General features: G+C 72.7%; 20 protein-coding genes. 10 read left to right on the top strand and 10 right to left on the bottom strand.

Features of this window, described 5'->3' with window-relative positions; translation table 11 throughout:
* Positions 1-253: 253 nt before the first annotated feature.
* The 3 genes from ACFYPS_RS27500 to ACFYPS_RS27510 all read right to left on the bottom strand — a co-directional run bounded on the left by ACFYPS_RS27500 (position 254) and on the right by ACFYPS_RS27510 (position 4789).
* A complete protein-coding gene (locus tag ACFYPS_RS27500) occupies positions 254-1309 on the bottom strand; it encodes a glycoside hydrolase family 43 protein (RefSeq protein ID WP_354967645.1) in 1056 nt (351 codons plus the stop codon).
* Complete coding sequence (locus ACFYPS_RS27505; RefSeq protein WP_354967646.1) at positions 1306-4446, bottom strand: GH92 family glycosyl hydrolase; 3141 nt, start codon at positions 4444-4446, stop codon at positions 1306-1308. The genes ACFYPS_RS27500 and ACFYPS_RS27505 overlap by 4 nt, the downstream gene beginning before the upstream one ends.
* 94 nt (positions 4447-4540) lie before the next feature.
* On the bottom strand, positions 4541-4789 hold the full coding sequence (locus ACFYPS_RS27510) for a hypothetical protein (RefSeq protein ID WP_387327986.1): 249 nt from the start codon (positions 4787-4789) through the stop codon (positions 4541-4543).
* A gap of 262 nt (positions 4790-5051) precedes the next feature.
* On the opposite strand from ACFYPS_RS27510, the gene ACFYPS_RS27515 reads away from it, so the two are divergent.
* Both ACFYPS_RS27515 and ACFYPS_RS27520 read left to right on the top strand, forming a co-directional pair.
* Positions 5052-6362: an alpha/beta fold hydrolase gene (locus tag ACFYPS_RS27515; RefSeq protein WP_354967647.1), complete on the top strand. Its 1311-nt coding sequence runs from the start codon at positions 5052-5054 to the stop codon at positions 6360-6362.
* 132 nt (positions 6363-6494) lie between these two features.
* Positions 6495-6881, top strand: coding sequence for a DUF2267 domain-containing protein (locus ACFYPS_RS27520; protein WP_387327990.1), 387 nt, complete (start codon positions 6495-6497; stop codon positions 6879-6881).
* Between the two features lie 33 nt (positions 6882-6914).
* On the opposite strand, the gene ACFYPS_RS27525 is transcribed toward ACFYPS_RS27520, so the two are convergent.
* The 3 genes from ACFYPS_RS27525 to ACFYPS_RS27535 all read right to left on the bottom strand — a co-directional run bounded on the left by ACFYPS_RS27525 (position 6915) and on the right by ACFYPS_RS27535 (position 9918).
* Positions 6915-8723 (bottom strand): hypothetical protein, encoded by a 1809-nt coding sequence (locus ACFYPS_RS27525; RefSeq protein ID WP_387327992.1) that lies wholly within the window; start codon positions 8721-8723, stop codon positions 6915-6917.
* 11 nt (positions 8724-8734) lie between these two features.
* Complete coding sequence (locus ACFYPS_RS27530) at positions 8735-8896, bottom strand: hypothetical protein (RefSeq protein WP_354967650.1); 162 nt, start codon at positions 8894-8896, stop codon at positions 8735-8737.
* A gap of 101 nt (positions 8897-8997) precedes the next feature.
* The gene (locus tag ACFYPS_RS27535) at positions 8998-9918 is read right to left on the bottom strand and encodes an LD-carboxypeptidase (protein ID WP_387328046.1); all 921 of its coding nucleotides are present in this window, start codon (positions 9916-9918) and stop codon (positions 8998-9000) included.
* Between the two features lie 305 nt (positions 9919-10223).
* On the opposite strand from ACFYPS_RS27535, the gene ACFYPS_RS27540 reads away from it, so the two are divergent.
* Positions 10224-10565 (top strand): MmcQ/YjbR family DNA-binding protein, encoded by a 342-nt coding sequence (locus tag ACFYPS_RS27540; RefSeq protein ID WP_354967651.1) that lies wholly within the window; start codon positions 10224-10226, stop codon positions 10563-10565.
* Complete coding sequence (locus ACFYPS_RS27545) at positions 10552-11199, top strand: GNAT family protein (protein WP_354967652.1); 648 nt, start codon at positions 10552-10554, stop codon at positions 11197-11199. Before ACFYPS_RS27540 ends, ACFYPS_RS27545 begins: the two co-directional genes overlap by 14 nt.
* 41 nt (positions 11200-11240) lie before the next feature.
* On the opposite strand, the gene ACFYPS_RS27550 is transcribed toward ACFYPS_RS27545, so the two are convergent.
* A complete protein-coding gene (locus ACFYPS_RS27550) occupies positions 11241-12719 on the bottom strand; it encodes a glutamate--cysteine ligase (protein WP_354967653.1) in 1479 nt (492 codons plus the stop codon).
* A gap of 181 nt (positions 12720-12900) precedes the next feature.
* On the opposite strand from ACFYPS_RS27550, the gene ACFYPS_RS27555 reads away from it, so the two are divergent.
* Positions 12901-13239, top strand: a complete 339-nt coding sequence (locus ACFYPS_RS27555) for a DUF3817 domain-containing protein (protein WP_354967709.1) — start codon at positions 12901-12903, stop codon at positions 13237-13239.
* Positions 13240-13277: 38 nt separating this feature from the next.
* Here ACFYPS_RS27555 and ACFYPS_RS27560 read toward each other — a convergent pair whose 3' ends face one another.
* Together ACFYPS_RS27560 and ACFYPS_RS27565 are read right to left on the bottom strand one after the other, a co-directional pair.
* Complete coding sequence (locus ACFYPS_RS27560; protein WP_354967654.1) at positions 13278-14138, bottom strand: alpha/beta hydrolase; 861 nt, start codon at positions 14136-14138, stop codon at positions 13278-13280.
* A 50-nt stretch (positions 14139-14188) separates the two neighbouring features.
* Entirely contained in the window at positions 14189-14737 is a 549-nt protein-coding gene (locus ACFYPS_RS27565; protein ID WP_354967710.1) for a hypothetical protein, read from the bottom strand.
* Positions 14738-14879: 142 nt separating this feature from the next.
* On the opposite strand from ACFYPS_RS27565, the gene ACFYPS_RS27570 reads away from it, so the two are divergent.
* The 3 genes from ACFYPS_RS27570 to ACFYPS_RS27580 are packed head-to-tail and all read left to right on the top strand — an operon-like array spanning position 14880 to position 18892.
* Positions 14880-16004 carry a Vms1/Ankzf1 family peptidyl-tRNA hydrolase gene (locus tag ACFYPS_RS27570; protein ID WP_354967655.1) on the top strand — a complete coding sequence of 375 codons (1125 nt, stop codon included), beginning with the start codon at positions 14880-14882 and terminating at the stop codon, positions 16002-16004.
* Entirely contained in the window at positions 15997-17751 is a 1755-nt protein-coding gene (locus ACFYPS_RS27575; RefSeq protein WP_354967656.1) for a thiamine pyrophosphate-binding protein, read from the top strand. Before ACFYPS_RS27570 ends, ACFYPS_RS27575 begins: the two co-directional genes overlap by 8 nt.
* A gap of 49 nt (positions 17752-17800) precedes the next feature.
* The gene (locus ACFYPS_RS27580) at positions 17801-18892 is read left to right on the top strand and encodes an iron-containing redox enzyme family protein (RefSeq protein WP_354967657.1); all 1092 of its coding nucleotides are present in this window, start codon (positions 17801-17803) and stop codon (positions 18890-18892) included.
* A 9-nt stretch (positions 18893-18901) separates the two neighbouring features.
* Here ACFYPS_RS27580 and ACFYPS_RS27585 read toward each other — a convergent pair whose 3' ends face one another.
* Complete coding sequence (locus ACFYPS_RS27585; RefSeq protein WP_354967658.1) at positions 18902-19132, bottom strand: CDGSH iron-sulfur domain-containing protein; 231 nt, start codon at positions 19130-19132, stop codon at positions 18902-18904.
* Positions 19133-19365: 233 nt separating this feature from the next.
* On the opposite strand from ACFYPS_RS27585, the gene ACFYPS_RS27590 reads away from it, so the two are divergent.
* A complete protein-coding gene (locus tag ACFYPS_RS27590) occupies positions 19366-20778 on the top strand; it encodes a hypothetical protein (protein ID WP_387328000.1) in 1413 nt (470 codons plus the stop codon).
* 223 nt (positions 20779-21001) lie between these two features.
* Positions 21002-22138, top strand: coding sequence for a SigB/SigF/SigG family RNA polymerase sigma factor (locus ACFYPS_RS27595; protein ID WP_354967659.1), 1137 nt, complete (start codon positions 21002-21004; stop codon positions 22136-22138).
* Positions 22139-22202: the final 64 nt, after the last annotated feature.

The following is a 22202-nucleotide window of genomic DNA, read 5'->3' on the forward strand; positions in this document are numbered from 1 at the left end:
CGACGCCCCGGACTCCGCGCGAGACACACGTACGTCGTGTTGATCTCGGCGTGGCGGCTGAAGTAGCCACAACCTCCGGGGGGTAGGCCCATCTGGGGCGCGATGGAACGCTAACACGGCCGGCGCGGACATCACCGCCGCGTGCAAGGCGGCCGGCGTCAGCGTGACCTTCTGACCGTCGTCGCTCACCCGACGCCGGCCAGCGTGGCGCGTCTCGCCACGCTGGCCGGCGTCGGCCGTTGAAGCGTGCGGATCACTCGAAGAACTTGATGCTGAACCCGGTGTCGGTCGTCGGGCCGGGCACGTTGGCGCGGCGGTAGGTGGTGTTTCCCCACCAGCAGAAGGTGCCGGTGTACCAGTAGCGGTTCGCCCACGAGTACGGGGTGCCCTTCGGCACGGCGTGGAACATCAGCGGGAACCTAGGCCCAGCGGGCGGGCTCGTGGCGATGTCGCCGTTGAGCAGGACGAAACTGTGGTGGCCGGGGCCGTCGACGTGCAGGGTGGGGTCCCAGCCGGCCATCATGGTGGCCCGGTTCGAGCCGAACAGGCAGCCGTTCGACTTGTACCAGTCCCACACGTAGGTCGGGTCGCCGCCGGCCCGCAGGCGCAGGTCCGCGAGGCAGTACTGGTTGCTCCAACTGCCGTTGGCGGAGTAGACGATGTGCAGCTGCCCGTTGGGGTCCCTGATCGCCTCGGGGGCCTCGTTGATGTACGGGTTGCCGACGACGCGTTCCCAGCTCTCCCGGGGCTGCGAGATGATGAACCGGTTGCCCGTCGGGGTGAGCGAGTCGCTCATCCGGCTGAGGTAGATGTTCTGCTCGACGTTGGTGTCGCCGGCCCACCCCGACCAGACGAACCACCGCTGCCCGTCGAAGGTGAACAGGCTGCCGTCGATGGCCCACTTGCCGCCGGGCAGCGCGAGCTGCCTCTCGGCCGTGTAGCCGGTGGCCGGCGACGCCGAGCTGATCGCGTACATGCGGTGTGCGGGGCCGCGCCCGGCCGAGAAGAAGATGTAGTAGCGGCCGCCGTCGGTGACGAGTTCCGGAGCCCAGACCTCGCCCAGGTTGCGGGTGTCCGACCACACCCGGTGGGCGGGAGCGGCGGCCAGCCCGTCGGTCGACGATGCCTGGCGGACGGCGATCCCGCCGTCGAGCGACTGGACGGAGATGTACGTGCTGCCGACGCGGATCACGCTCGGATCGGCGGCCCGCATGCTGGTCTGGCCGGCCACCGCCGGCCCGGCACCGGCGGCGGACAGGCCGGTGGCGAGCACGGCGGCCAGTACGGCGGAGAGGAATCTGGTGTTCACCCGTACACCTCCACCTCGTAGAGACGTGCGGCCCCGTCGGTGGTCTGGGTCGGGGTGAGCACGTTCACCCGTACGTACCGGCCACTGGCCGAGACCGGATGCTCGCTGGCGTCGGCGGTGTTGCCCCGAACCTGCGCCGCGGTCGTCCAGGTGGCGGCGTCAGGGGACACCTGAAGGTCGAAGTCCCGGGTGTTCCAGGCCGGGTTCTCGCCTCCCGCCCCGGCGTGCAGGACGCGGATGCTGGTGATCGCGCGGGTCGCGCCCAGGTCGATCCGCAGGAATTTGCTGGCGCCGGTCGAGCACCACTTGTCGGTGTTGCCGCCCGAGGTGCTGCCGTTGACGGCCTTCTCCGGCCCCTCGGTGCTGGCGCACTGGGAGTCGGCGACGGCCGGCCGGTTCAGCGCGAGGTTGGTGGCCGCCGCGCCGCCGTACACCTCGAACTCGGCGATGCGGGCGGCGCCGTTGCCGTTGTTGGTGGGGGTGGTGATGGCGAGCCGGACGTGGCGGGCGGTCACCGCCCCGATCGGGTGGTAGGTGCGGCTGGACCGGTTGCCGGTCACCGTCGCGCGGGTCGTCCAGGTGGTGCCGTCGGAGCTGGTCTGAATGGTGAAGGCGCCGGTGTTCCAGCCGGTGGTCTCGCCGCCGAGCCCGACGTGCTTGACGACGAAGGACCGCACCGTCTGGTTGGCGCCGAGGTCGACCTGGAGGGTCTTCGTGCCGGCAGCGAGGGAGCACCACTTGCTGGTGCTGCCGAGCCGCCCGTCGAACGCCTTCTCCGGGCCCTCGGCGCTGTTGCAGGCGGCGGAGCCGGTGGCGGGCCTGCCGGCGGCGAGGTTGGTGCCCAGGTCCGGGGCGGCCGGCGGTGGGGTGAACCCGTCGTTGAACGACGGCGGCACGTTGGCCGGGTCGGTGCCCCAGGCCGACGGCGCACCGCCCATCGTGTACGCCAGGGTGCCGCCCCCGGCGATGTCCTCGTACCGCAGCCAGGTCCGCTGCGTCGATGTGCCGTTCACCGAGAGGCCCTGGACGTACTGGTTGCCCTGGCTGGCGGCGGGAGCGGTGATCTGGAGATCACCGGTGGGCCGGTCGACCAGCATCGAGGGGAAGAGCGGGCCGTGCAGGGCGAGGGTGTCCGCGCCCGGGGTCGGCGGGTACATGCCGAGCGCCGACCAGACGAACCACGCCGAGGTGGCGCCGAGGTCGTCGTTGCCGGGCAGTCCGCCGGCGCCGGTGGTGAACGACTCGTTCATGATCCGTCGTACGGCGGCGCTCGTGCCGGCTGGCGCCGCCGCGAAGTGGTACGCCCACGGCACGCCGTGCTCCGGCTCGTTGCCGATGTAGAAGTACGGCTGCGACTGCCCGCCGTTGGTCTGGGTGAAGTGGTGGTCCAGCCGCTGGATCGCGGTCTGCCGCCCACCCATCAGGTTGATCAGGCCGGCGAAGTTGTACGGGACCATCCAGGTGTACTGCGAGGCGTTGCCCTCGACGAAGTTCGACTGGCTGGCCGGGTCGAGTGGCCAGGGCCAGGTGCCGTCGGCGTTGCGCGGGTGCACGTAGCTCGACTCGGTGTTGAAGGTGTTGCGCCACCACTGGGCGCGCGTCATGTGCGTGTTGTACGTGGCGGTGTCGCCGAGCGCGCGGGCGAACTGGGCGACGGCGAAGTCGCTCGCCGAGTACTCCAACGAGTCGGACGGATCGCCGTCGATGTACTGGCGTTGCACGTAGCCGCTCTGGCGGCCCCGGATCGGGCTGCCCTGGGTGGTGCCGCCGGCCGAGCTCTTCTTCATCAGCGCCAGGGCCGCGGCGGTGTCGAAGTCACGGACACCGAACTGGTAGATGCTGTCCACGATGATCGGCCCCGGGTCGCCGGTCATCACGAACGCCTCGTTGTGGTTGTGTGACCACTTCGGCAGCAGGCCGCCCTGCTGGCCGTCGAGCACCATCGACTTCGCGATGTCGGCGGCCTCCTGCGGCGCGAGGTAGGCGATCAGCGACGCCCACGAGCGGTAGATGTCCCACCCGGAGTAGTTCTGGTACACCGGATGGCTCGCGCTGTGGATGGCGTTGTCGAAGCCGCGGTACTGCCCGTTGACGTCGTTGGAGATGTTGGGATTGATGAAGACGCGGTAGAGCGCGGTGTAGAACTTCTGCAGGTCGGCGGCCGTGCCGCCGGTGGCCTGGATCCGGTTCAGGACGCTGTTCCACTGGGCGTCGGCGTTGGTGCGGACGGTGTCGAAGGCGAAGCCCGACTGTTCGGCGGCGAGGTTGGCGGCGGCGCCCGCCTGGCTGACGAAGGAGATCCCGATCTTGACCTGCACGACCGCGTTGCCGGACGTGTCGAAGGTGAGATAGCCGCCCGAGTTCGTGCCGCTGACGCTGGTGCCGCCGGCGGTGACGGTGCCACCGAGCCAGGTGCCGGTGCCGCTCGGCGCGCGGTCGAACTCCATCCGGTAGAAGATCTGGTACGTCTTCGAGCTGCCGCAGAATCCACCGCCGGTGACGCTGCCGGTCACGGTCGACCCGTTGATCGCGAGCGAGCCGGCCCGGTTGCCGGTGGCGCTGCGACTGGTGTTGATCAGCACTCGGGCGCTGGTGGTGGACGGGTAGGTCAGTCGCAGGGCGGCCGTGCGGGTGGTGGCCGAGGCCTCCACCCTGGTGTTGCCGTAGTTGCTGAGCACCGCCTGGTAGAAACCGGGCCGGGCCTGCTCCTGGCTCTTGTTCTGGGTGGCGCGGTAGGACGTCCAGGCGGTGCCCGGCGAGGAGCCGAGGGCGCCGGTGATCGGGAGGATGCCGAGGTCCTCGTTGTTGGCGCAGCCGGCCCCGTTGAAGTGGGTGAGGCTGAACTCCTCGATCTGGGTGTCACTGAACCGGTACCCCGACGGTGAGGCGGTCGGGGTGTCCGGGCTGAGCTGCACCATCCCGAACGGCTGGATCGGGCCGGGGACGGTGCTGCCGCCGGCGCCTCCGCCGACCGGGTTCGGTGCGTTGCTGTCGTCGGTGCCGATGAACGGGTTGACGTACGAGGTGAGGTTGAGCGGCGCCGCGGCGGCGGGCGCGGCGACGGCGACGAGGACGGACGTGCCGGTGATGGCTGTCGCCAGCAGGCTGAGCAGACGGGACGGGCCTGATCGGGGCATGAGGCGGACCCTCCTTCGAGGTGACGACGCCCGGATGACATCGTTGTCATAGATGGGCGTCGAACTCCTGTGTAGGCCCTCGATGAGGAGACTGTCAATGGGCCGGACGTGTGGCGGGGCTGCCGGCACACGTCCGCCCCTGCTCAGGGTGCGAGCCTGAACGCTGCCCCTCGGGCAGCCCGCGCAGCGCGGCGAGCAGGGCGAGGTGCTCCGGCGAGTGGTCCGCGACCGCCGGCGGTGGACCGATCCGACGCAGCAGCCCATCGAGTACGCGCCGACGCCGGTACCGGCTGCGCGCCACGTTCACCGCGACGCGGCGCAGCCACGCCTCCGGGTTCTCCAACTCGGCGAAACGTCGGGGCGCGGCCAGCGCCTTTGCTGAACGCCTCCTGGACCGCCTCCTGCGCCTCGTTCAGGTCGCCCGTCACCGCGTACAACTGGACCACCAGACGCCGGAAACAGCTGGCGTAAAGCTCGGAGATCAGATCACCGTCGGACACCGCCACCCCCCTTCTTCCACCAGTTCCACCAACGGGCGGGGAGAAGGTTCCGGTGGCCGGTCAGAATATGTCCGGTCAGGGACAACCTCCGGGAAGGGACCACCCGTGCCGACCTACCGCCAACCAGGCACCGTCATCACCGACCTTCGCTTCCAGGTGCCGCTCGACCACGCGGACCCGGCCGGCGAGCGGATCGAGGTGTACGCCCGCGAGGTCGTGGCCGCCGGCAAGCAGCACGAGCCGCTGCCCTGGCTGCTCTTCCTACAGGGCGGGCCTGGCGGCCGGTCACCGCGCCCGGTGGGCCGGGACAGCTGGCTGGACCGGGCGCTGGACGACTACCGGGTGCTGCTGCTGGACCAGCGCGGCACCGGCCGGTCCACCTCCGCCGACCGGCACACGCTGCCGCGGCGCGGAGACGCCGCCGCGCAGGCCCGGTATCTGGCGCACTTCCGGGCCGACTCGATCGTCCGCGACTGCGAGCTGATCCGCCGCGAACTCCTCGGCGAGGACGGGCGGTGGAGCCTGCTCGGCCAGAGCTACGGCGGCTTCTGCACCCTCACCTACCTGTCGTACGCGCCGCAGGGCGTCGGCGAGGCCCTCGTGACCGGCGGTCTGCCCGGCCTGCGCAGCACGGCTCAGCACGTCTACCGGGCCGCCTACCCACGCGTGCAGCGCAAGGTCGAGGCGCACTACACGCGCTACCCGGAGGACGTCGAGACCGTCCGGGCCGTCGTGCGGCACCTGCGGGAGCGGGAGGTGCGCCTGCCCGGCGGTGGGCTGCTGACCGCCGAGGCGTTCCAGGCGATCGGCATCACGCTGGGCACCGGCAACGGGTCGCACACCCTGCACTACCTGCTCGAAGACGCCTTCCTGCCCGGGGTGCCCGGCCCGCAGCTCTCCGACCCGTTCCTCGCCGAGGTCCAGGGCCACCTGTCGTACGCGAGCCGCCCGCTCTACGCGCTGCTGCACGAGTCGATCTACGGCCAGCGTTCGGTGTCGCCGGCCGCCACCGGGTGGGCGGCCGAGACGGTACGGGCCGAGTTCCCGCAGTTCGACGCCGACCGGGCGTTGGCGGAGGGCCGACCGGTGCTGCTGACCGGCGAGATGATCTACCCGTGGATGGTTGGCACCGATCCGTCGCTGGAACCGCTGGGCGAGGCGGCGGAGCTGCTGGCGCGGCGCACGGACTGGCCGGACCTGTACGACCCGCAGCAGTTGGCCCGCAACGAGGTGCCGGTCGCCGCCGCGATCTACCACGACGACATGTACGTCGACACCGACGACTCGTTGGCCACGGCGCGAGCGGTGCGCGGCCTGCGCCCCTGGATCACCAACGAGTACGAGCACGACGGCCTGCGGGTGAGCGAGGGCCGCGTCCTCGACCGGCTGATCCGCATGGTTCGCGGCGAGATGTGAGGTCCTTCCCGCCCGACGGCCGGGTGTCCGGGTCGACGGGCGACCCCGTTTGCGGTCAGGGAGCCTGGGAACTCGCCCCGTTCGTCCGCCGGCAGGCCTGACGGCCGGTCGAGAAGACGGAAGGAGCGGGTCATGGAGTACGAGCAGATGATCGCCACGGTACGGAAGCGCGCGGGCCTCGGCGAGAACGAGGCCGTGCGGTCCATACAGGCCGTCCTGTCGGTGCTCGGCGAACGACTCGCCGGACAGGAGGCCGACCACCTCGCGGCACAGCTACCGAAGGGGTTGGACGCGTCGGTCACCCGTAACCCGCAGGGCCGTCGGTGGGACGTCGGCGAGTTCCTGAAGAACGTCGGTGACCGGGAGCAGGTCGCGAACGCGGACCAGGTACGTCAACACGCCCAGGCGGTGTTGCGTACCGTGGCCGAGGCGCTCGACGACGACCAGCGTCACGACCTGCTCGCCCAGCTTCCCGGCGGCATCACCGATCTCTTCGGAGTTCCCACCTCGCGCGGCTGAGCACCGCAGAGCCGCGCCCGCCGGCGGAGCAGGTCAGGTCTTGCGGACCGCGCTGGTGAAGCCGGCGATGAAGAGGGTGGCGAAGCTCCAGGCGAGCAGTTGCAGGATCCAGCCGGCGATGATAAGGATCTGACCGGCAGCGGCGTCGGTGGGTTGGCAGCGGTCGCGGGCGCCGGTCCTGAGCAGTGGGGTGCCGAGGTCGAGGCCGACACCGATCTGGTCGATGGTCGTGCAGCCGGCGGCAGCGCTGGTGACCGGCTTCTGCGCGAGGCCGCCGTGGTGGCCGCCGATGACGCTGAGGGTGACGGCGAGCGCCAGTGTGGCGAGGAGCATGAGCAGGGCACGCCAGGGCTGGTAGCCGTAGCCGAGGGTGATGCCGATGAGACGACCCCACGCCCGTTCGGCGACGGTCAGCCCGGCGCGCTGGATCTGGTCGCGGCGTTGGGCGATGAGGACGGTGCGGGCGTCGCGGTCGTGGCCCACGGCCCGGTAGGCGGCGGCGAGGTGCTGGTAGGGCTGGGCGCTGTAACGGGGCGTGTGCTCGCGCAGCAGGGTCAACCAGCCCGGCAGTGACGCGGGGCGCGGCAGGCCGCTGTAGGTGAGCCCGTCCAATTCGATCAGCGGTCCCGGACCGGGCGCCGTGCGCGTCATCCGATCGGTGTCAAAGCGGAGACCGCCGGCGATCCTCGCTCCGGCCAGCGCCAGCACCGCCACCTCGTCACCGCCGCTGATGGCGTCGAATCCGTCATCCAGGAGCACGTCCTGGTCGACCCGGACGCTGTTGAGGTCGAGGGCGGGGCCGATCGTGTTCTCCAGTCGCGCGCCGCCGCAGGCCAGGATTCCGCCGATGTGTGCGCCGGCCAGGCCGATGGTGCCCCACTCGCTGGTGCTGGTGGCGGTGAAACCGTCGTCCAGGGCCACGTCCCGGTCGACCCTGAGGACGTCGCCGTCGAGGACCGGTCCGGCGGTGTTCGTCAGCCGCGCACCGCCGGCGCTCAACGAGCCGATGTGGGCGCCGAGCAGCCGGACGGTGCCCTGCTCGCTGGCGCTGCTGGCGGTGAAGCCGTTCGACAGCAGCACGTCCTGGTCGACCCGGAGGTTGTCGGCGTTGAGCGCCGGCCCGGCGGTATTCTCCAGCCGTGCCCCACGGCAGTTGAGCTGCCCGCTGATGTGGGCGCCGAGCAGCCGGACAGTGCCGCGTGCGCTGGGACTGCTGGCGGCGAACCCGTCATTGAGGAACACGCTCTGGTCGGCCCGGAGGCCGTCGGCGTCCAGGGCGGGGCCCGAGCTGTTGGCCAACCGCGCTCCGCGGCAGTCCAACGTGCCGACGCGTGCGCCGGCGAGCCGAACGGTGCCGGCGGCGGCATCAGCGGTGGCCGTGCTCCCGTCGAGTGAGAGCACCCACGCGGTGCAGCGGGTGGCGTCGAGTGCCGCGTCCGCGGAACCGGGCGCCTGCTCGATGCGGCACCCGGTCAGGGCCACCGCTGCCAGCCGGGCGTTGCGAAGGTTCACGCCGCTGGGCAGGAGGCAGTCGCGCAGCTCCAGCGCCAGCTCACTGGCGATGTTCTCCAGATCGATCTGGCCGGCGATCCGTGCTCCGCGCAGCCGCAGGCCGTGCGGGTCGGGCGCGTCGACCACCCGGCCGCGGACCAGGTCACGGATGACCGAAGCGGAGATCGTCCGATCGTCGCCCCAGGACCGCATCGCCGCATCACCGACCGGCCCGTCACCGGCCAGATCCAGCACCTCGCCGCGGGCGACGGACTCGATCAGTCGCTGCTCCACAGGACTGTGCGTCGCGCCGTTCGCATCCCGCACCCGCTGCGCGCCCACTGACGTCATGGCACCCATCATCAACGACAGGTACGCGAGCGGCCGGCGCCACGACGCGGCTCGGCCGGAAGACGGTCGTGCCACGCCCACACGTCGGCGAGATCGGTCAGGTCGACGACCAGGCCGTTGCCCCGGCGGTCGCCGCGGCGGGCGTACTCGTAGGGGATATGACTGTGAGTCATAAATATGACTGTGAGGTATGACGTTCACCGGGGACATCGCCCCCGGACCCGCCCTCCGGCGAGCCCCGCACGACGCCTCGGACCAGCCGGCGCTGCGCCGGCTACCGGGGACGGACTCCCGGCTCGACCGTCAGCGTTCCCGCCACGGCGTCGATCGTGGCCTGCGAACCGAGCGGAACGGTGAGCTGACCGTTGCCGTGGCCCAGCCGGAGCCCGCCGAGGACCGGTACGCCCAGGTCGTAGAGGCGGTCCTTCAGGACCGCCGCCGCGTCCCATTCGTTCGGACCACCGACGCTGTTGGTGATCTGCCCGATGGCCACCCCGGCGACCCGGGACAGCACGCCCACCCGGCGCAACTCGGTCAGCATCCGGTCGATGCCGTACGGCGCCTCGTCCACGTCCTCGAAGAACAGGATGGCGTTGTCGAACTTCGGGGCGTCAGCGGCGCCCAGCGAGGTGGAGATCAGGGTGAGGCAACCGCCGAGCAGGGGACCCGTCGCCCGGCCCGGCACCAGCACGGGCGCCGCCGTCTCGGCAGGATCCCGGGCGATGGTGACGGGTGCGGTCGTCATCACCGCCCGGCGAAGCGACTCGGCCGACTCCGGGCCGGTGCGGCTGTCGCTCCAGTTGACCATCGGGCCGTAGAAGGTGACCAGCCCGGCCTCGCGCCAGAGCCGGCCGTGGATGCTGGTGATGTCACTGAACCCGACGACCACCCTGGGATCGCGACGGAGCCCGGCCACACTGATCCGATCGACGATCCGTTGGGTGCCGTAGCCGCCACGGGCGCCGAAGACACCACGGACCCCGGGATCGTTGAGCGCCGCGTTCAGGTCGGCCAGCCGCTGCGCGTCGGTGCCGGCCAGATAGCCGTACCTGGCGAAGACGTGCGTGCCCAGCTCGACCACCAGGCCCCAGCTCCGCAGGATCTCCACACCGCGGGCCATGTTGTCCGGGTTGGGAGTGCCGCCGGGCGACACGACCCGGACCCGGTCACCGGGCACCAGCACCGGCGCACGCAACGCGCGCTTCGGGCCACCCGGCGCGGCGGACGCCGCCTCGGCCGTGCCGGCAAGCAACGCGGCACCGGCAGCGCCGGCCCCGACACCCAGCACGTGCCGTCGGGACAGGGTGCGGTCCGTTCCGGAAGCACTCACAGGCGGTCCCCTCATTGACATCGATGTCCGCGCCGCACCAGCCTACGACACACGTCGATGGCAATGGGTGTCCAAAAAGGACGCGTGCGCAGCACCGGCGGCGTCGCCAGCCGTAACCTGACGTCAGCACGGGTTCGACTACCGCGACGACAACGAGGAGTCCTCGACCCATGATCAGGCTTGCTGACATCCGTAGCTACGCGATGGCTCTGCCGGAGGTCGTCGAGAAGCCACACTTCCGGCTGCCCGGCTTCCGCGTCGCGGACAAGCTCCTCGCTCACCTGGAGAAGGGCGACGCGCACGCGATCGTGTGTGTCGGGCAGGCGGAGGCCAGCACGGCGCCCGCGGACCAGCCGGACACCTATGAGGAGGTGTGGCGGAACGGCCGGATCTTCGTCGGCCTCCGCGTCGACCTGTCCACGGTCACCGAGGAGCGCATGCGGGAGCTGATCGAGCACGCCTGGCGCAACCGGGCGCCGAAGCGCCTGGTCGCCGCGCATGACAGCCGCTGACGGCCCCGGCCACAACGTCCTTGCCGCCACCGAGGAGGGAAACGGCGTGATGGAGAACGAGCGACAGTCAGCGCCTGGCGCGACGTACGCGGGCGGGGAACCCACGGTGCGACTGCGGCCGGTCGCCGAGGCCGACCTGGAGATGTTCCGACGGTTCTGCACCGAGCCGGGGCTGATCGGGCTGGACTGGTCCGGCTTCCGGGACTCGGGCGCACCGGCGCGGCGGTTCGCCGCCGACGGCTGGCTGGGCGCCGACGACGGGCGGCTCATCGTCCAGGTCGAGCCGGACCAGGCCGCCGCCGGCTTGGTCAGCTACGTCTCCGGGCGCTACAGCGGCAGGGCGTCGTACTGGGAGATCGGGATCGTGTTGCTGCCGGCGTGGCGCGGACGCGGCATCGGCTGGCGAGCCCAGGCGCTGCTCTGCGACTACCTGTTCCAGCACAGCCCGGCGCAGCGCATCCAGGCCGGCACCCACCCGGAGAACGTCGCCGAGCAGCGGTCGCTGGAGAAGGCCGGCTTCCAGCTCGAAGGCGTCGTGCGGGCCTGCGAGTTTCGGGCCGGGCGGTGGCGCGACGGGTACCTCTACAGCCGGCTGCGCGACGACCCGTCACCCTGGGACCGCCCGGGGGAGTGACGCCGGCTCAGGGGCCGAGCCGGTTCAGGGGATGGGCCGGTTCAGGGGATGGGCCACTCGTGCACCGGCCGGTTGCTGTGCATCAGCGTCACGTAGTGCCGGACCACCTCGCGCAGCGCCGCCGGCCGGTCCAGGTGGTCGGCGGACTCCAGCCGGTGCAGCGTCTCCACCTGCCACGTCGCGCCGTTGCGGCCGGTCAGGCAGCGCTGCTCGATGATGCCCAGCAGCCGGTCACGCTCGCCCGGGTCGAGCCCCCAGCGGTCCAGGCCGTGATGCGCCATCGGCAGCAGCCGGCGCAGCACCAGCTCGGTGACCGGCAGGTAGCCGAGGCCGGGCCAGAAGACCTGCGCGTCGATGCCGTACCGGGCGCAGCTGGTGAAGTTCTCCTCGGCGGCGCTGAACGACATCTGCGACCACAACGGCCGGTCCGACTCGGCCAGGGCCCGGACCAGTCCGAAGTAGAAGGCGCCGTTGGCGATGGTGTCCAGCACCGTGGGCCCGGCGGGCAGCACCCGGTTCTCCACCCGCAGGTGCGGCCGGCCACGCGACACGTCGTACACCGGCCGGTTCCACCGGTAGACCGTGCCGTTGTGCAGCCGCAGCTCGGCGAGCCGGGGCACCTCACCGGCGGCCAGCGCCTGCGCCGGGTCCTCCGGGTCGCAGACCGGCAGCAGCGCCGGGAAGTAGCGCACGTTCTCCTCGAACAGGTCGAACACGTTGGTGATCCAGCGCTCGCCGAACCAGACCCGGGGCCGTACGCCCTGCGCCTTGATCTCCTCCGACCGGGTGTCGGTGGCCTGCTGGAACAGCGGGATGCGGGTCTCGCGCCACAGCTCCCGGCCGAAGAACAGCGGCGCGTTCGCGCCGAGGGCGACCTGGATGCCGGCGATCGCCTGGGCGGCGTTCCAGTAGTCGGCGAACTGGGCCGGGCTCACCTGGAGGTGGAACTGGGTGCTGGTGCAGGCCGCCTCCGGGGTGATCGTGTCGGCGGTGACCGCCAACCGTTCCACCCCGCTGATGGCGATCGGCAGGTCCTCGCCACGGGCGGCGAAGATCTGCTCGTTGAGCAGCGCGTACCGGGGGTTGTGCGAGAGCGTCTCGGCGGTCAGGTGTTCGGGGCGCAACGTCGGCAGGATGCCGATCATGACCATGTGGGCGCCGATCGCGCGGGCCTTCTCCTCGGCGGCGTTGAGGCTGGCCCGCACGTGCTCCTCGAACTCGGCGGTGCCGGTGCCGGTCAGCCGGCGGGGCGCCACGTTGATCTCGATGTTGAACTGGCCCAGCTCGGTCTGGAAGCTCGGGTCGGCGATCTCCGCCAGCACGTCGGCGTTGCGCATCGCCGGCATCGACGCCTGGTCGACCAGGTTCAGCTCGATCTCCAGCCCCGTCAGTGGCCGGTCGATGTCGAACCGCGACTCGCGCAGCATCTCGGCGAAGACGTCCAGGCAACGGCGGACCTTGTCCCGGTAGCGGGCCCGGTCCTCTCGGCTGAAGGTCCGTACGCCGACATCCTCGCCCATGGTCACCACCCTGTCACCGCTGGTCCCCCTAACCTCGCACGTGTCGAGCGAGCGGGGAAGACCCGATGGTCCCTTCCTACCCACCTGTGAGCCCGGTGATCCCTGTCGCGCCCGCGTGGTCCGCTCCGGCGCGGCCGGCGCGCACCGCTAGCATTGCCGCCCGAGAGGTGGTGGCGTGGGAATGCGTGAGAAGGTGACCCGGCTCTTCGTCGCGGCGGCGATCGCCGAGGCGTGCTCGTGGCTGGCCCTGTTGATCGGCATGGTGGTCAAGTACGGTCCGCCGGAGAACGAGCTGGGCGTCAAGATCTTCGGCCCGATCCACGGCGGCCTGTTCGTCGCGTACGTCCTGCTGGTGCTGGCGGTGGCCCGGCTGCACCGGTGGAGCCTGCTGGCCACGGTCGTGGCGCTGGCCTGCGCGGTGCCGCCGTTCGCCACCCTGGTCTTCGAGCGCTGGGCCCGCCGTCGGGGCATGCTCGAGTCCGCCCGCCGACCGGCCCGCGAGCCCGCCCCGGTCGGCTGAGCGGCACGTCGCGCTGATCCGCCAGCCGTGCTGACCGGTCAGTCGGCCAGGAAGTCGGCGAGTACGGCGGCGAGAGCCTCCGGCGCCTCCTCGGCCATGTGGTGGCCCGAGTCGATCGACGTGGCCCGGACGTCGTCGGCCCACTCCCGCCAGATCGCCGCCGGGTCGCTGTGCAGCTCCACCATGTCGTCGCGCTCGGCCCAGACGAACAGCACCGGGCAGCCGATCTTCCGCCCGGCGGCGCGGTCCGCGTCGTCGGCCGCCCGGTCCGGGCCGAGGCCCGCCCGGTAGTCCTCGCACATCGCGTGGACCGTGGCCGGGTCGTGGATCGCCCGGGAGTAGTCCGCGTACGCCTCCTCGCCCATCTCGGCGGGGGAGCCGCCGTACCAGGCGTCCGGATCCGCGTTGATCACCCGTTCCGCCGGCTTGTCGGTCTGGCCGAGGAAGAACCAGTGCCACCAGCGGGCGGCGAAACGGGCGTCGCAGCTGGCCAGTGCGGCACCGATCGGCACCCCGTCGAGCGCACCGAGCCGGCTGACCCGATCCGGGTGGTCCAGCGCGGTGCGCACCGCCGCGTACGCGCCGCGGTCGTGGCCGACCACCGCGGCCCGCTCGTGGCCGAGCGCGTCGAGCAGCGCGACCACGTCGCGGGCCATCGCCCGCTTGGCGTACGCGGAGTGGTCGGCGGTCTCCGCCGGCTTCGTCGACCCGCCGTACCCGCGCAGGTCGGGGCAGATCACCGTGTGTCGCTCGGCGAGCAGCGGCGCCACCCGGTGCCAGGTCGCGTGGGTACGGGGGTGGCCGTGCAGCAGCACCACCGGCGAGCCGGACCCGCCGTGGCGCACCCGCAGGCGCACCGGGCCGACGTCGATCTCGTCGAGGGTGAATCCGGGAAACATGCCGATGCCGGTGCCCACCCCGCCGGGCGCGGAAACCCGGGCCCGGCCGGTCAGGTCAGCGCGGAGCAGGCCGCGACGCCGGCGAGCAGCAGCGCGCCCAGCACCGCCTGCAACAGCAGCGGCGGGCCGAGATGCGACCAGAGCGTCGCGGTACGTGGGGTGAGCAGCTGCCCGGTGGTGAGGTTGACGATCCGCTCGATCCGGGGCGGCAGCTCCGGGTCGCGTTGCGGGCGCAGGGTCAGCTGCACCTGGTCGGCGGGGTGCAGGGCGCTCTGCGGCAGGTGGCCGTGCAGCTCCACCTCGCAGAGCTGGCCGGCGGTGTTGCGCAGCCGCACCGGGATGACCAGGTATTCCGGGCCCTGCTTCAGCTCCTTCCAGCGCCGCCGGGCGCCGCCGCCCCCGGCGGAGAAGAGCGAGCGCAGCAGCAGGGCGGGGAGCGCGGCGAACGCGGCTGCGGCGAGCACCACGACCAGCACCGGCTGGCCGATGCGCACCTCGCGCGTGTAGCCGTCAAGCAGGCGGACCAACCGCCCGGTGACGATCCGCTCCGTCGGGTGCACGATCCGTCTGGTATCGAGTCCGCTGTCCATCTCCACCACCGAGAGTCCGCTTCTGTTCACGCATCGTATCGACGTCCCCGGTTGAACGACGTGAATGAAACCTGGTCACGGGCTCACGGCCGCGAGGTGACATCCCCGGCGACCCGGGTAAGCGGGGGGCCGAGCTGGAAAGGGGTCGAGCATGCAGCTGTCCTTCCTGCGCCCGCTCTACGACCGACCCGGGCCGTGGTGCTCGGTGTACCTGGACGCCTCCGCCGACACGGAGGACGCCCACCAGGCGCTGGCACTGCGCTGGCGTGCCCTGGCGCGTCAACTAACCGACCAGGGCGCGGACGAGGCGACCGTCGCCGCGCTGGACCGGGTGATCCGTGGCCACGACCCGATGGTCGGCGACTACGGCCTCGCGGTCTTCGCCACCCGCGGCCGGGTGGTGCTCTCCGAGTTCCTCTCCGCGCCACCACTGAGCGACCTGGCGAGTTACGCGCCACTGCCGCACGTGATGCCGTTGCTCGCCCAGCGCGGCGAGCAGGTGGCGTGGGTGCGGGTGCTGGCCGACCGGACCGGCGCGGACGCGATCGCGATCAGCGCCGGCGGTGTGCCCCGGAAGGCGCACGTCGTCGGCCGGGAGACCTTCCAGGTGCGCCGGGTGCAGCCCGGCGGCTGGTCTCAGGACATCTACCAGAAGGCCGCCATGGAGGCCTGGCACCGCAACGCCGGCGACGTCACCGCGGCGACCGTGGAGCTGGCCGAGAAGGTCGGCGCGGAGGTGGTGGTGGTGGCCGGCGATGTTCGGGCCACCGGGATGATCGCCGCCCAGATGCCGGAGCGTTGGCAGGACCTCATGGTGCGCACCGACGCGGGCTCGCGGGCCGGCGGCGCGGACCAGACGCTGCTGGACGACCTCACCGTGCAGACCATCGCGGAGGTCGCCGATCAGCGGATCAGCGCCGCGCTGGACCGGTTCGGCGTGCAGGAGGACGTCGGCGCCGGGCTCGACGCGGTCGTCTCGGCCCTGCAACGCAACCAGGTGGACACCATGCTGATCGTGGACGATCCGTCGGCCAACGGCGAGCTGTGGGTCGGCCCCGAGCCGACCGAGATCGCCGTCGACCCGGGGCAGTTGGCGGCGATGTCGGTGACCGACCCGCAACGGGTTCGCGCCGACGCGGCCCTGGTCCGGGCGCTGGTCGGCACCGACGCGGCGCTGACCGTGCTGGGCCCGGACGAGGCGCCCGAGCTCAGCGACGGCGTCGGCGCGGTCCTGCGGTACGTCGATGCCAGCACGCCCGGGCGCGGCAATGGCTGAGCGCAGCGTTGCCGACCTGGTGGTGGAGCGGCTCCTGGCCTGGCGGGTGCCACGCGCCTTCGGGTACCCGGGCGCGGCGATCGCCCCGCTGGTCCGGGCGCTGGACCGCACGGGCGGCGACCCGGCGTTCGTCCCGGCCCGGCACGAGGAGACCGCCTCCTTCATGGCCACCGGGCACGCCAAGTTCACCGGCGGCATCGGGGTCTGCCTGGCCACCCAGGGGCCCAGCGCGGTCCAGCTGCTCAACGGCCTCTACGACGCCAAGTTGGACAGCACGCCGGTGGTGGCGATCATCGGCGAGGACATCTCCGGGCCGCTCGGCGGCGCGCACCAGCAGATCGGGCTCAGCCGGCTCTTCGCGGACGTGTGCAACCAGTTCGTGCAGTACGGCCGCAGGCCCGAGGACGTACCCGCGCTGCTGGACCAGGCGTTCCGCACCGCGGCGGCGACCCGCAGCCCGACCTGCGTGGTGCTGCCCCGGCAGTTGCAGGAGGCCGTGGTGCCCGACCTGCAGCCGCAGTCGGTCGGCGTGATCTCGGCGACCCCGGGCGTGCCGCTGGCCCGGGTGCTGCCGCACGACATGGACCTCGACGCCGCCGCGCAGCTGCTCGGCAGCGGCCAGCGCACGGCGATCCTGGTCGGCCAGGGCGGTCGGGACGCGGCCGGGGAGATCACCGAGTTGGCCGACCGGCTCGGCGCCGGGGTGGCCACCTCGCTGCTGGGCAAGCCGGTGCTCGACGAGCGGCTGCCCTACCACGCCGGGGTGCTCGGCGAGGTCGGCACGTCGGCCGCGGCCGAGCTGATGGGCGGCTGCGACACGCTGCTGATGGTGGGCACCAACGATCCGTGGACGGACTACTTCCCGATGCCCGGTCAGGCCCGGACCGTCCAGATCGACATCGACGGACGGCGGATCGGCACCCGATACCCGGCGGACGTGCCGCTCGTCGGTGACGCCGCCGAGACGCTGCGGGCGCTGCTGGCGCGGGTGCCGCACCGGCCCAACCAGCAGTGGCGCGCCACGGTGCAGAGCTCGGTGGACCGGTGGCGCTCGACCGCGGCCGACCGGGCCGCCGCGCCGGCCGACCCGGTCAACCCGCAGCTCGTGCTCCAGGAGCTGTCCACCCGGTTGCCGGCCGTCGGCGCGGTCGCGGTGGACGTCGGGTCGGTCCTCTACTGGTACGCCCGGCACCTCGTCCTGCCGCCCGGGGTGAACGCGCAGCTGTGCGGCACCCTCGGCTCGATGGGCTGCGCCCTGCCGTACGCGGTGGCCGCCAAGCTCGCCGCCCCCGACCAGCCGGTGCTCGCGCTGGTCGGCGACGGCGCCATGCAGCTCAACGGGCTCGCTGAGCTGATCACCGTGGCGCACCTCTGGCAGAAGTGGCGCGATCCGCGGCTGGTGGTGCTGGTGCTCAACAACCGTGACCAGTCCGGCATGGGCGGCGGGCGGCAGACGTCGCCCGACCCGGCGCAGCGCCGCCCGGACGTGCCGTACGCCGGCTGGGCCCGGCTGCTCGGGCTGCACGGCGTCCGGGTGGACCGCCCGGAGCTGGTCGGTGCGGCCTGGGACGAGGCGCTCGCCGCGAACCGGCCGTGTGTGCTGGAGGCGGTGGTCGACGCCGCCGTGCCACTGGCGCCGCCGCAGCCGGCCTTCGCCGACCTGCGCGGCCTGTACGCCGACGGGGAGGCCGCCCGGCGGGTCCGCGAGCAGGTGGAGCTCACCGTGAACGCGGAGGGCCTCGTTTAGGGGTGGCCCGCCTGGGCATCAGTAGCGGCCCGAGGACGCTGGAGGTCACATGCTGGAGCCCGCCGACCGTCGTTACGGTCCCGCGGCCCTACCGCAGCCGCGCGGTCCGCTCTCCGCGGCGGTGGCCGGGGCCCTGCGGCGTCCGCCGCACGATCTGCCGGCGGGCCTCGGTGCCGACCTGGACCCGGCGGACCCGCTCGCGGACGAGGATCTCCAGCTGACCCTGTTCCTCTGCTACGAGCTGCACTACCGGGGTTGGCGCGGGGTGGATGAGAGCTGGGAGTGGCAGCCGACGCTGCTGGCCCTGCGGGCCCGTGCCGAGCGGCCCTTCGAGGCGGCGCTGCGCCGGCTGTCCGCCCCGCCGCCGCTGCCGCCGGCCGGGGTGGCGGCGGCCCTGGCCGAGCTGGTCGCGGCCGACGACGGGCCTCCGCTGGCGACCACCCTCCAGCGGCGTGCCGACCTCGCCCAGTTCCGCGAGTTCGTCGCCCACCGCTCGGTCTACCACCTGCGCGAGGCGGATCCGCACAGCTGGGCGCTGCCCCGCCTCGGCGGCCCGGCGAAGGCCGCCCTGGTGGAGATCCAGACCGACGAGTACGGCAACGGCCGGCTGGATCGTATGCACGCCGAGCTGTTCCGGCGCACCCTCGACCGGCTGGGCCTGGTTACCGGCTACGGCGCCCACCTCGACGTGGTGCCCGCGGTGACGCTGGCGACCAACAACCTGATGTCGCTCTTCGGGCTGCACCGACGCCTGCGTGGCGCGCTGCTCGGTCACCTGGCCGCCTTCGAGATGACCTCGTCGGTGCCGAACCGCCGCTACGGCAACGGGCTGCGCCGGCTCGGCCTGGACGAGGTCGCCACCCGCTTCTACGACGAGCACGTCGAGGCCGACGCGGTGCACGAGCAGATCGCCGCGCACGACCTGTGCGGCGGGCTGGTCCGCGCCGAGCCGGCGCTGGCCGGTGACGTGCTCTTCGGCGCGGCGGCCGCGCTCGCGGTGGACCGGCTGTTCGCCGCGCACCTGCTGGACAGCTGGGCCGCCGGCCGCAGCTCGCTGCGGGCGCGCACCGCGCTGACCGTCTCGCTGCCGGCGACCGCGACCGCGACCGCCGCCGCGGGACCCCTGGCCGGCGTCGCCTGACCGCGGCGGTCACCCCTCCCGGGCGGTTCCCGCGCGGAAGTTCACCATCTTGTGGGTGCCGTCGCAGAACGGCTTGAGCGCCGACCTGCCGCACCGGCACAGCGCCACCGTGCCCCGGCGGGCGTCGATCCGCTCACCGTCGGGGGTGACCAGGGCGAAGTCGCCGCGGACCAGCAGCGGTCCGTCCTGGTACGGGGTGATCGTCGCGGCGGCCGGCTCGCTCGTGTCGTCGGTGCGCATGAGCCCGGAAGTGCCCGCCCTGGCCCCGGCGAAACCCGGGCCACCGTGCCCGGCCCGTTCGCCCCCGGCGACCCGCTCCCGCCGCCCACGGCGGATCGTCGTGGAACGCCGGTGATGACCGTGGACCCCCGCCGACCAGCGGATTGTGCCGCCGGGTGGGTGATGCCCCGTTTGAACCCCATCGGGACGGGAAGCCGGGCCGCGTGGTGAGCGAACGAGGCAAGGTAGAGCCGGTGCACAAGGTGCGCAAGGGGCTCACGGCCGACGGTGCCGGTCTGGCCGGCGACCGGGTCGTGGCCGTGAGCAGTCCCGCCCGGGTGCTGGTCGCCGCCACCGCCCGGGCACTGCGTGGTGTGGACTGCGCCGACCTCGGGCACGCCGGGCCGGTGTCGCGGTTCCCCGGCGCCCCGGAGCCGGTCCGTCGCGCAGCGGTCAGCCGGGCCGCCGGCCGGGTCGCGCTCACAATGGCTCAGGTCGACGAGGTGGACGCCGGGCGGGTCGCCCGCTGGTTCGTCGACCAGTACCCGCGCCAGCGCTACCCGGGCGTGCTGATCGGCTCACCGCATGGCGCGGCGGCCCACCTCGCGGTGGCACTCGGCGTGCCGTGGCTGCCGGCCGGCTTCGAGATGTCGGTGCACTGGACCGGCGGCGCGGTGGACCGCCCGGGTGCGGCGCTGGAGCACGGCGAGGCGCTCGCCGCCCGACTGCTCGCCGGCAACCCCGACGTGCATCTCCGCCAGGTGCACTGCCCCGCCAGCCGTGGCCCGCTGACCGGGGTGACCGTGTCGCTGGCCGCCCGCTGGCGGGCGCTGCCGGCGGCCTACACGCAGTTCCTGGCCGACCGGCTGACCACCGGGGCCCCGGTGGTGCTGGTTCGCGACGCGCGGACCTGGCCGGTGCTGGAGCGCGGCCCGGGGCACAGCTTCCAGGTCGGCTGCCCGGCCAGCGGGCTGGACCCGGTGGACTTCCACCCCGACAGCCACGCGCTGCGGCAGGTGCTGCGCTCCGTCGGCGGGGATGCCGCCCGGTGGGAGCCGCCGGAGATGTCCGTCCCCTCGGGCGCAGCCGAGCACGGCGTGGACTCGGGCTTCGAGCTGGCCGCGCGGGACTGGGCGGCCCGCCGGGAGCACCCGCTGCACCGGGTGCTGGTGCCCCGGCCGGCGGCGCTGAGCGCGGCAGTGGCCGACCTGTACCGGCACTGGCTCCGCGGCGCCGGCAAGACCGGTGACCGGTTGGTGGTGGAGTGCGGCCGGTTGATCGATCCGTGGCAGGTGGTGCGCGCGGGGCTGGTGCCGTACTGGTGCGAGAACGCCACCCGGCGCAGCGTGGACGAGGCCGAGTGGTGGCTGGCCGGCAGCGAGACGTTCAGCTCGGTGGACGTGCTGCCCGAGCCGCCCGGGGTGCGCTCGCCCGCCCTGGCCGGGCTGCCGCAGTGGTTGGCCGTGGCCGGGTTCGGCCGGCGTCGTCGGGCGTTGGACCGGACCGCCGCTCGGGGCTACCCGGTCACCTCGGTACCCACCCGCCGGGCCACCGAGGTGCTCCGCGCCCAGCCGTACGACCTGCCCACGCCGCCCCCGCTGGGGGCCGCCGAGGCGCTCTCCATGCTCCGGGACAGCGGCGGCCACCAGGGGTTGCTGATCTCCTGAGGCGGAGCACGCCGAAACATCCTCGCGAACCCGGGGTCCCGTGATTGAGTACCTACGGAGCGGGAACATCGCTGACTGCGACGGCCTGATTGCGCTGCGCAAAGGCGTTGTCGCCCGCTGGCATCCCAGTCACTGACCCACTTTTCCGGCCCGGTGCGTGGCTCGACCACGCGCACGACCGGTTTCCCGATCCGGGCGGGGGACCTTCCTGAGGGAGGCGCGGATGTTCGGACAGACGAGCACGACCACACCACCACCCACCGATCGAGGTCTGGAGGACCTCGATGCGGCAGCGCTGGCGTACGCGGCCCGAATTGAGGGGCTGCCGCCGGAGCGGCGGCAGGAGGCACGGGACGACCTGGTCCGCTTCGCGCTGCCGTTCGCCGGCCGCCTGGCCCGCCGGTACCGGGGGCGCGGGGAGCCACTGGAGGACCTGGAGCAGGTGGCCCGCCTTGGCCTGGTCAACGCCGTCGACCGGTATGACCCGGAACGGGGCTCGTTCACCGCGTACGCCGCGATCACCATCGTGGGTGAGATCAAGCGGCACTTCCGGGACCGCACCTGGGGCGTGCACGTGCCCCGCCGGCTACGCGACCTGATCCTGGAGGTCGGTCAGGCCACCGCCGCGCTGACCAGTGAGCTGTCCCGGGCGCCCACCGTCGCGGAGCTGTCCAAGCGGTTGGAGACGCCGGAGGAGGAGATCCTCGCGGCGTTGGAGTCGGCGGCCGGCTACAGCCCGGCCTCGCTCAACGCCCCGGTGGGCGGGGAGAGCTCCGCGGAGTTCGGTGACCTGGTCGGCGAATCGGACAACGCGCTGGAATCGGTCGACGACCGGGTGACCGTGAGCGGCCTGCTGCACCGCCTGCCCTGGCGGGAACGGCGGATCCTGGCGATGCGCTTCTACGGCAACCAGACCCAGGCGGAGATCGCCGCCCGGTTCGGCATCTCGCAGATGCACGTCTCCCGGCTGCTGTCGCGGGCGCTGACCTGGCTGCGGCAGGCGATGCTCGCCGACGCGCCGCCGCCCTGGCAGAACGGCGCCGCCGAGCCGGACCCGGGCAAGACCCGGATCTCGGTGAAGCAGAACGGCGACCGGGTGGTCGTCGAGGTCGGCGGCGAGATCGACCGGGACGGTGCCGACCAGCTGCGCCGGGCGATGCTGGAGGCGGTCACCGGCCAGCCCAGCGAGGTGGTCGTCGACCTGGTCGGCGCGGGCGGCTTCGACGCCGGCGGGATCGCCGCGTTGATGGCCGGACGGGACGCGGCCGCCCGGACCGGGGTGCCGCTGCGGCTGACCCGGGTCCAACCCGCGGTACGCCGTTCGCTCACCGCCGCCGGCCTGGCACCCGCGCGGGACTGAGCGCAGCCGGGCACCGTACGCGACGAGGGCCGACACCCACGGGTGTCGGCCCTCGTCAGCGCGT

Origin of the sequence: Micromonospora sp. NPDC005087 (genome assembly GCF_042872965.1) — a bacterium.
Lineage (GTDB): Bacteria > Actinomycetota > Actinomycetes > Mycobacteriales > Micromonosporaceae > Micromonospora.

Bases quoted from the DNA above. Each gene is read 5' to 3' on its own strand.
- ACFYPS_RS27505 (WP_354967646.1), bottom strand. From the start codon at position 4,446: ATGCCCCGATCAGGCCCGTCCCGTCTGCTCAGCCTGCTGGCGACAGCC.
- ACFYPS_RS27520 (WP_387327990.1), top strand. From the start codon at position 6,495: ATGGAGTACGAGCAGATGATCGCCACGGTACGGAAGCGCGCGGGCCTC.
- ACFYPS_RS27525 (WP_387327992.1), bottom strand. From the start codon at position 8,723: ATGACGTCAGTGGGCGCGCAGCGGGTGCGGGATGCGAACGGCGCGACG.
- ACFYPS_RS27530 (WP_354967650.1), bottom strand. From the start codon at position 8,896: ATGACTCACAGTCATATCCCCTACGAGTACGCCCGCCGCGGCGACCGC.
- ACFYPS_RS27540 (WP_354967651.1), top strand. From the start codon at position 10,224: ATGATCAGGCTTGCTGACATCCGTAGCTACGCGATGGCTCTGCCGGAG.
- ACFYPS_RS27545 (WP_354967652.1), top strand. From the start codon at position 10,552: ATGACAGCCGCTGACGGCCCCGGCCACAACGTCCTTGCCGCCACCGAG.
- ACFYPS_RS27550 (WP_354967653.1), bottom strand. From the start codon at position 12,719: ATGGGCGAGGATGTCGGCGTACGGACCTTCAGCCGAGAGGACCGGGCC.
- ACFYPS_RS27555 (WP_354967709.1), top strand. From the start codon at position 12,901: ATGCGTGAGAAGGTGACCCGGCTCTTCGTCGCGGCGGCGATCGCCGAG.
- ACFYPS_RS27560 (WP_354967654.1), bottom strand. From the start codon at position 14,138: ATGTTTCCCGGATTCACCCTCGACGAGATCGACGTCGGCCCGGTGCGC.
- ACFYPS_RS27570 (WP_354967655.1), top strand. From the start codon at position 14,880: ATGCAGCTGTCCTTCCTGCGCCCGCTCTACGACCGACCCGGGCCGTGG.
- ACFYPS_RS27575 (WP_354967656.1), top strand. From the start codon at position 15,997: ATGGCTGAGCGCAGCGTTGCCGACCTGGTGGTGGAGCGGCTCCTGGCC.
- ACFYPS_RS27580 (WP_354967657.1), top strand. From the start codon at position 17,801: ATGCTGGAGCCCGCCGACCGTCGTTACGGTCCCGCGGCCCTACCGCAG.
- ACFYPS_RS27585 (WP_354967658.1), bottom strand. From the start codon at position 19,132: ATGCGCACCGACGACACGAGCGAGCCGGCCGCCGCGACGATCACCCCG.
- ACFYPS_RS27595 (WP_354967659.1), top strand. From the start codon at position 21,002: ATGTTCGGACAGACGAGCACGACCACACCACCACCCACCGATCGAGGT.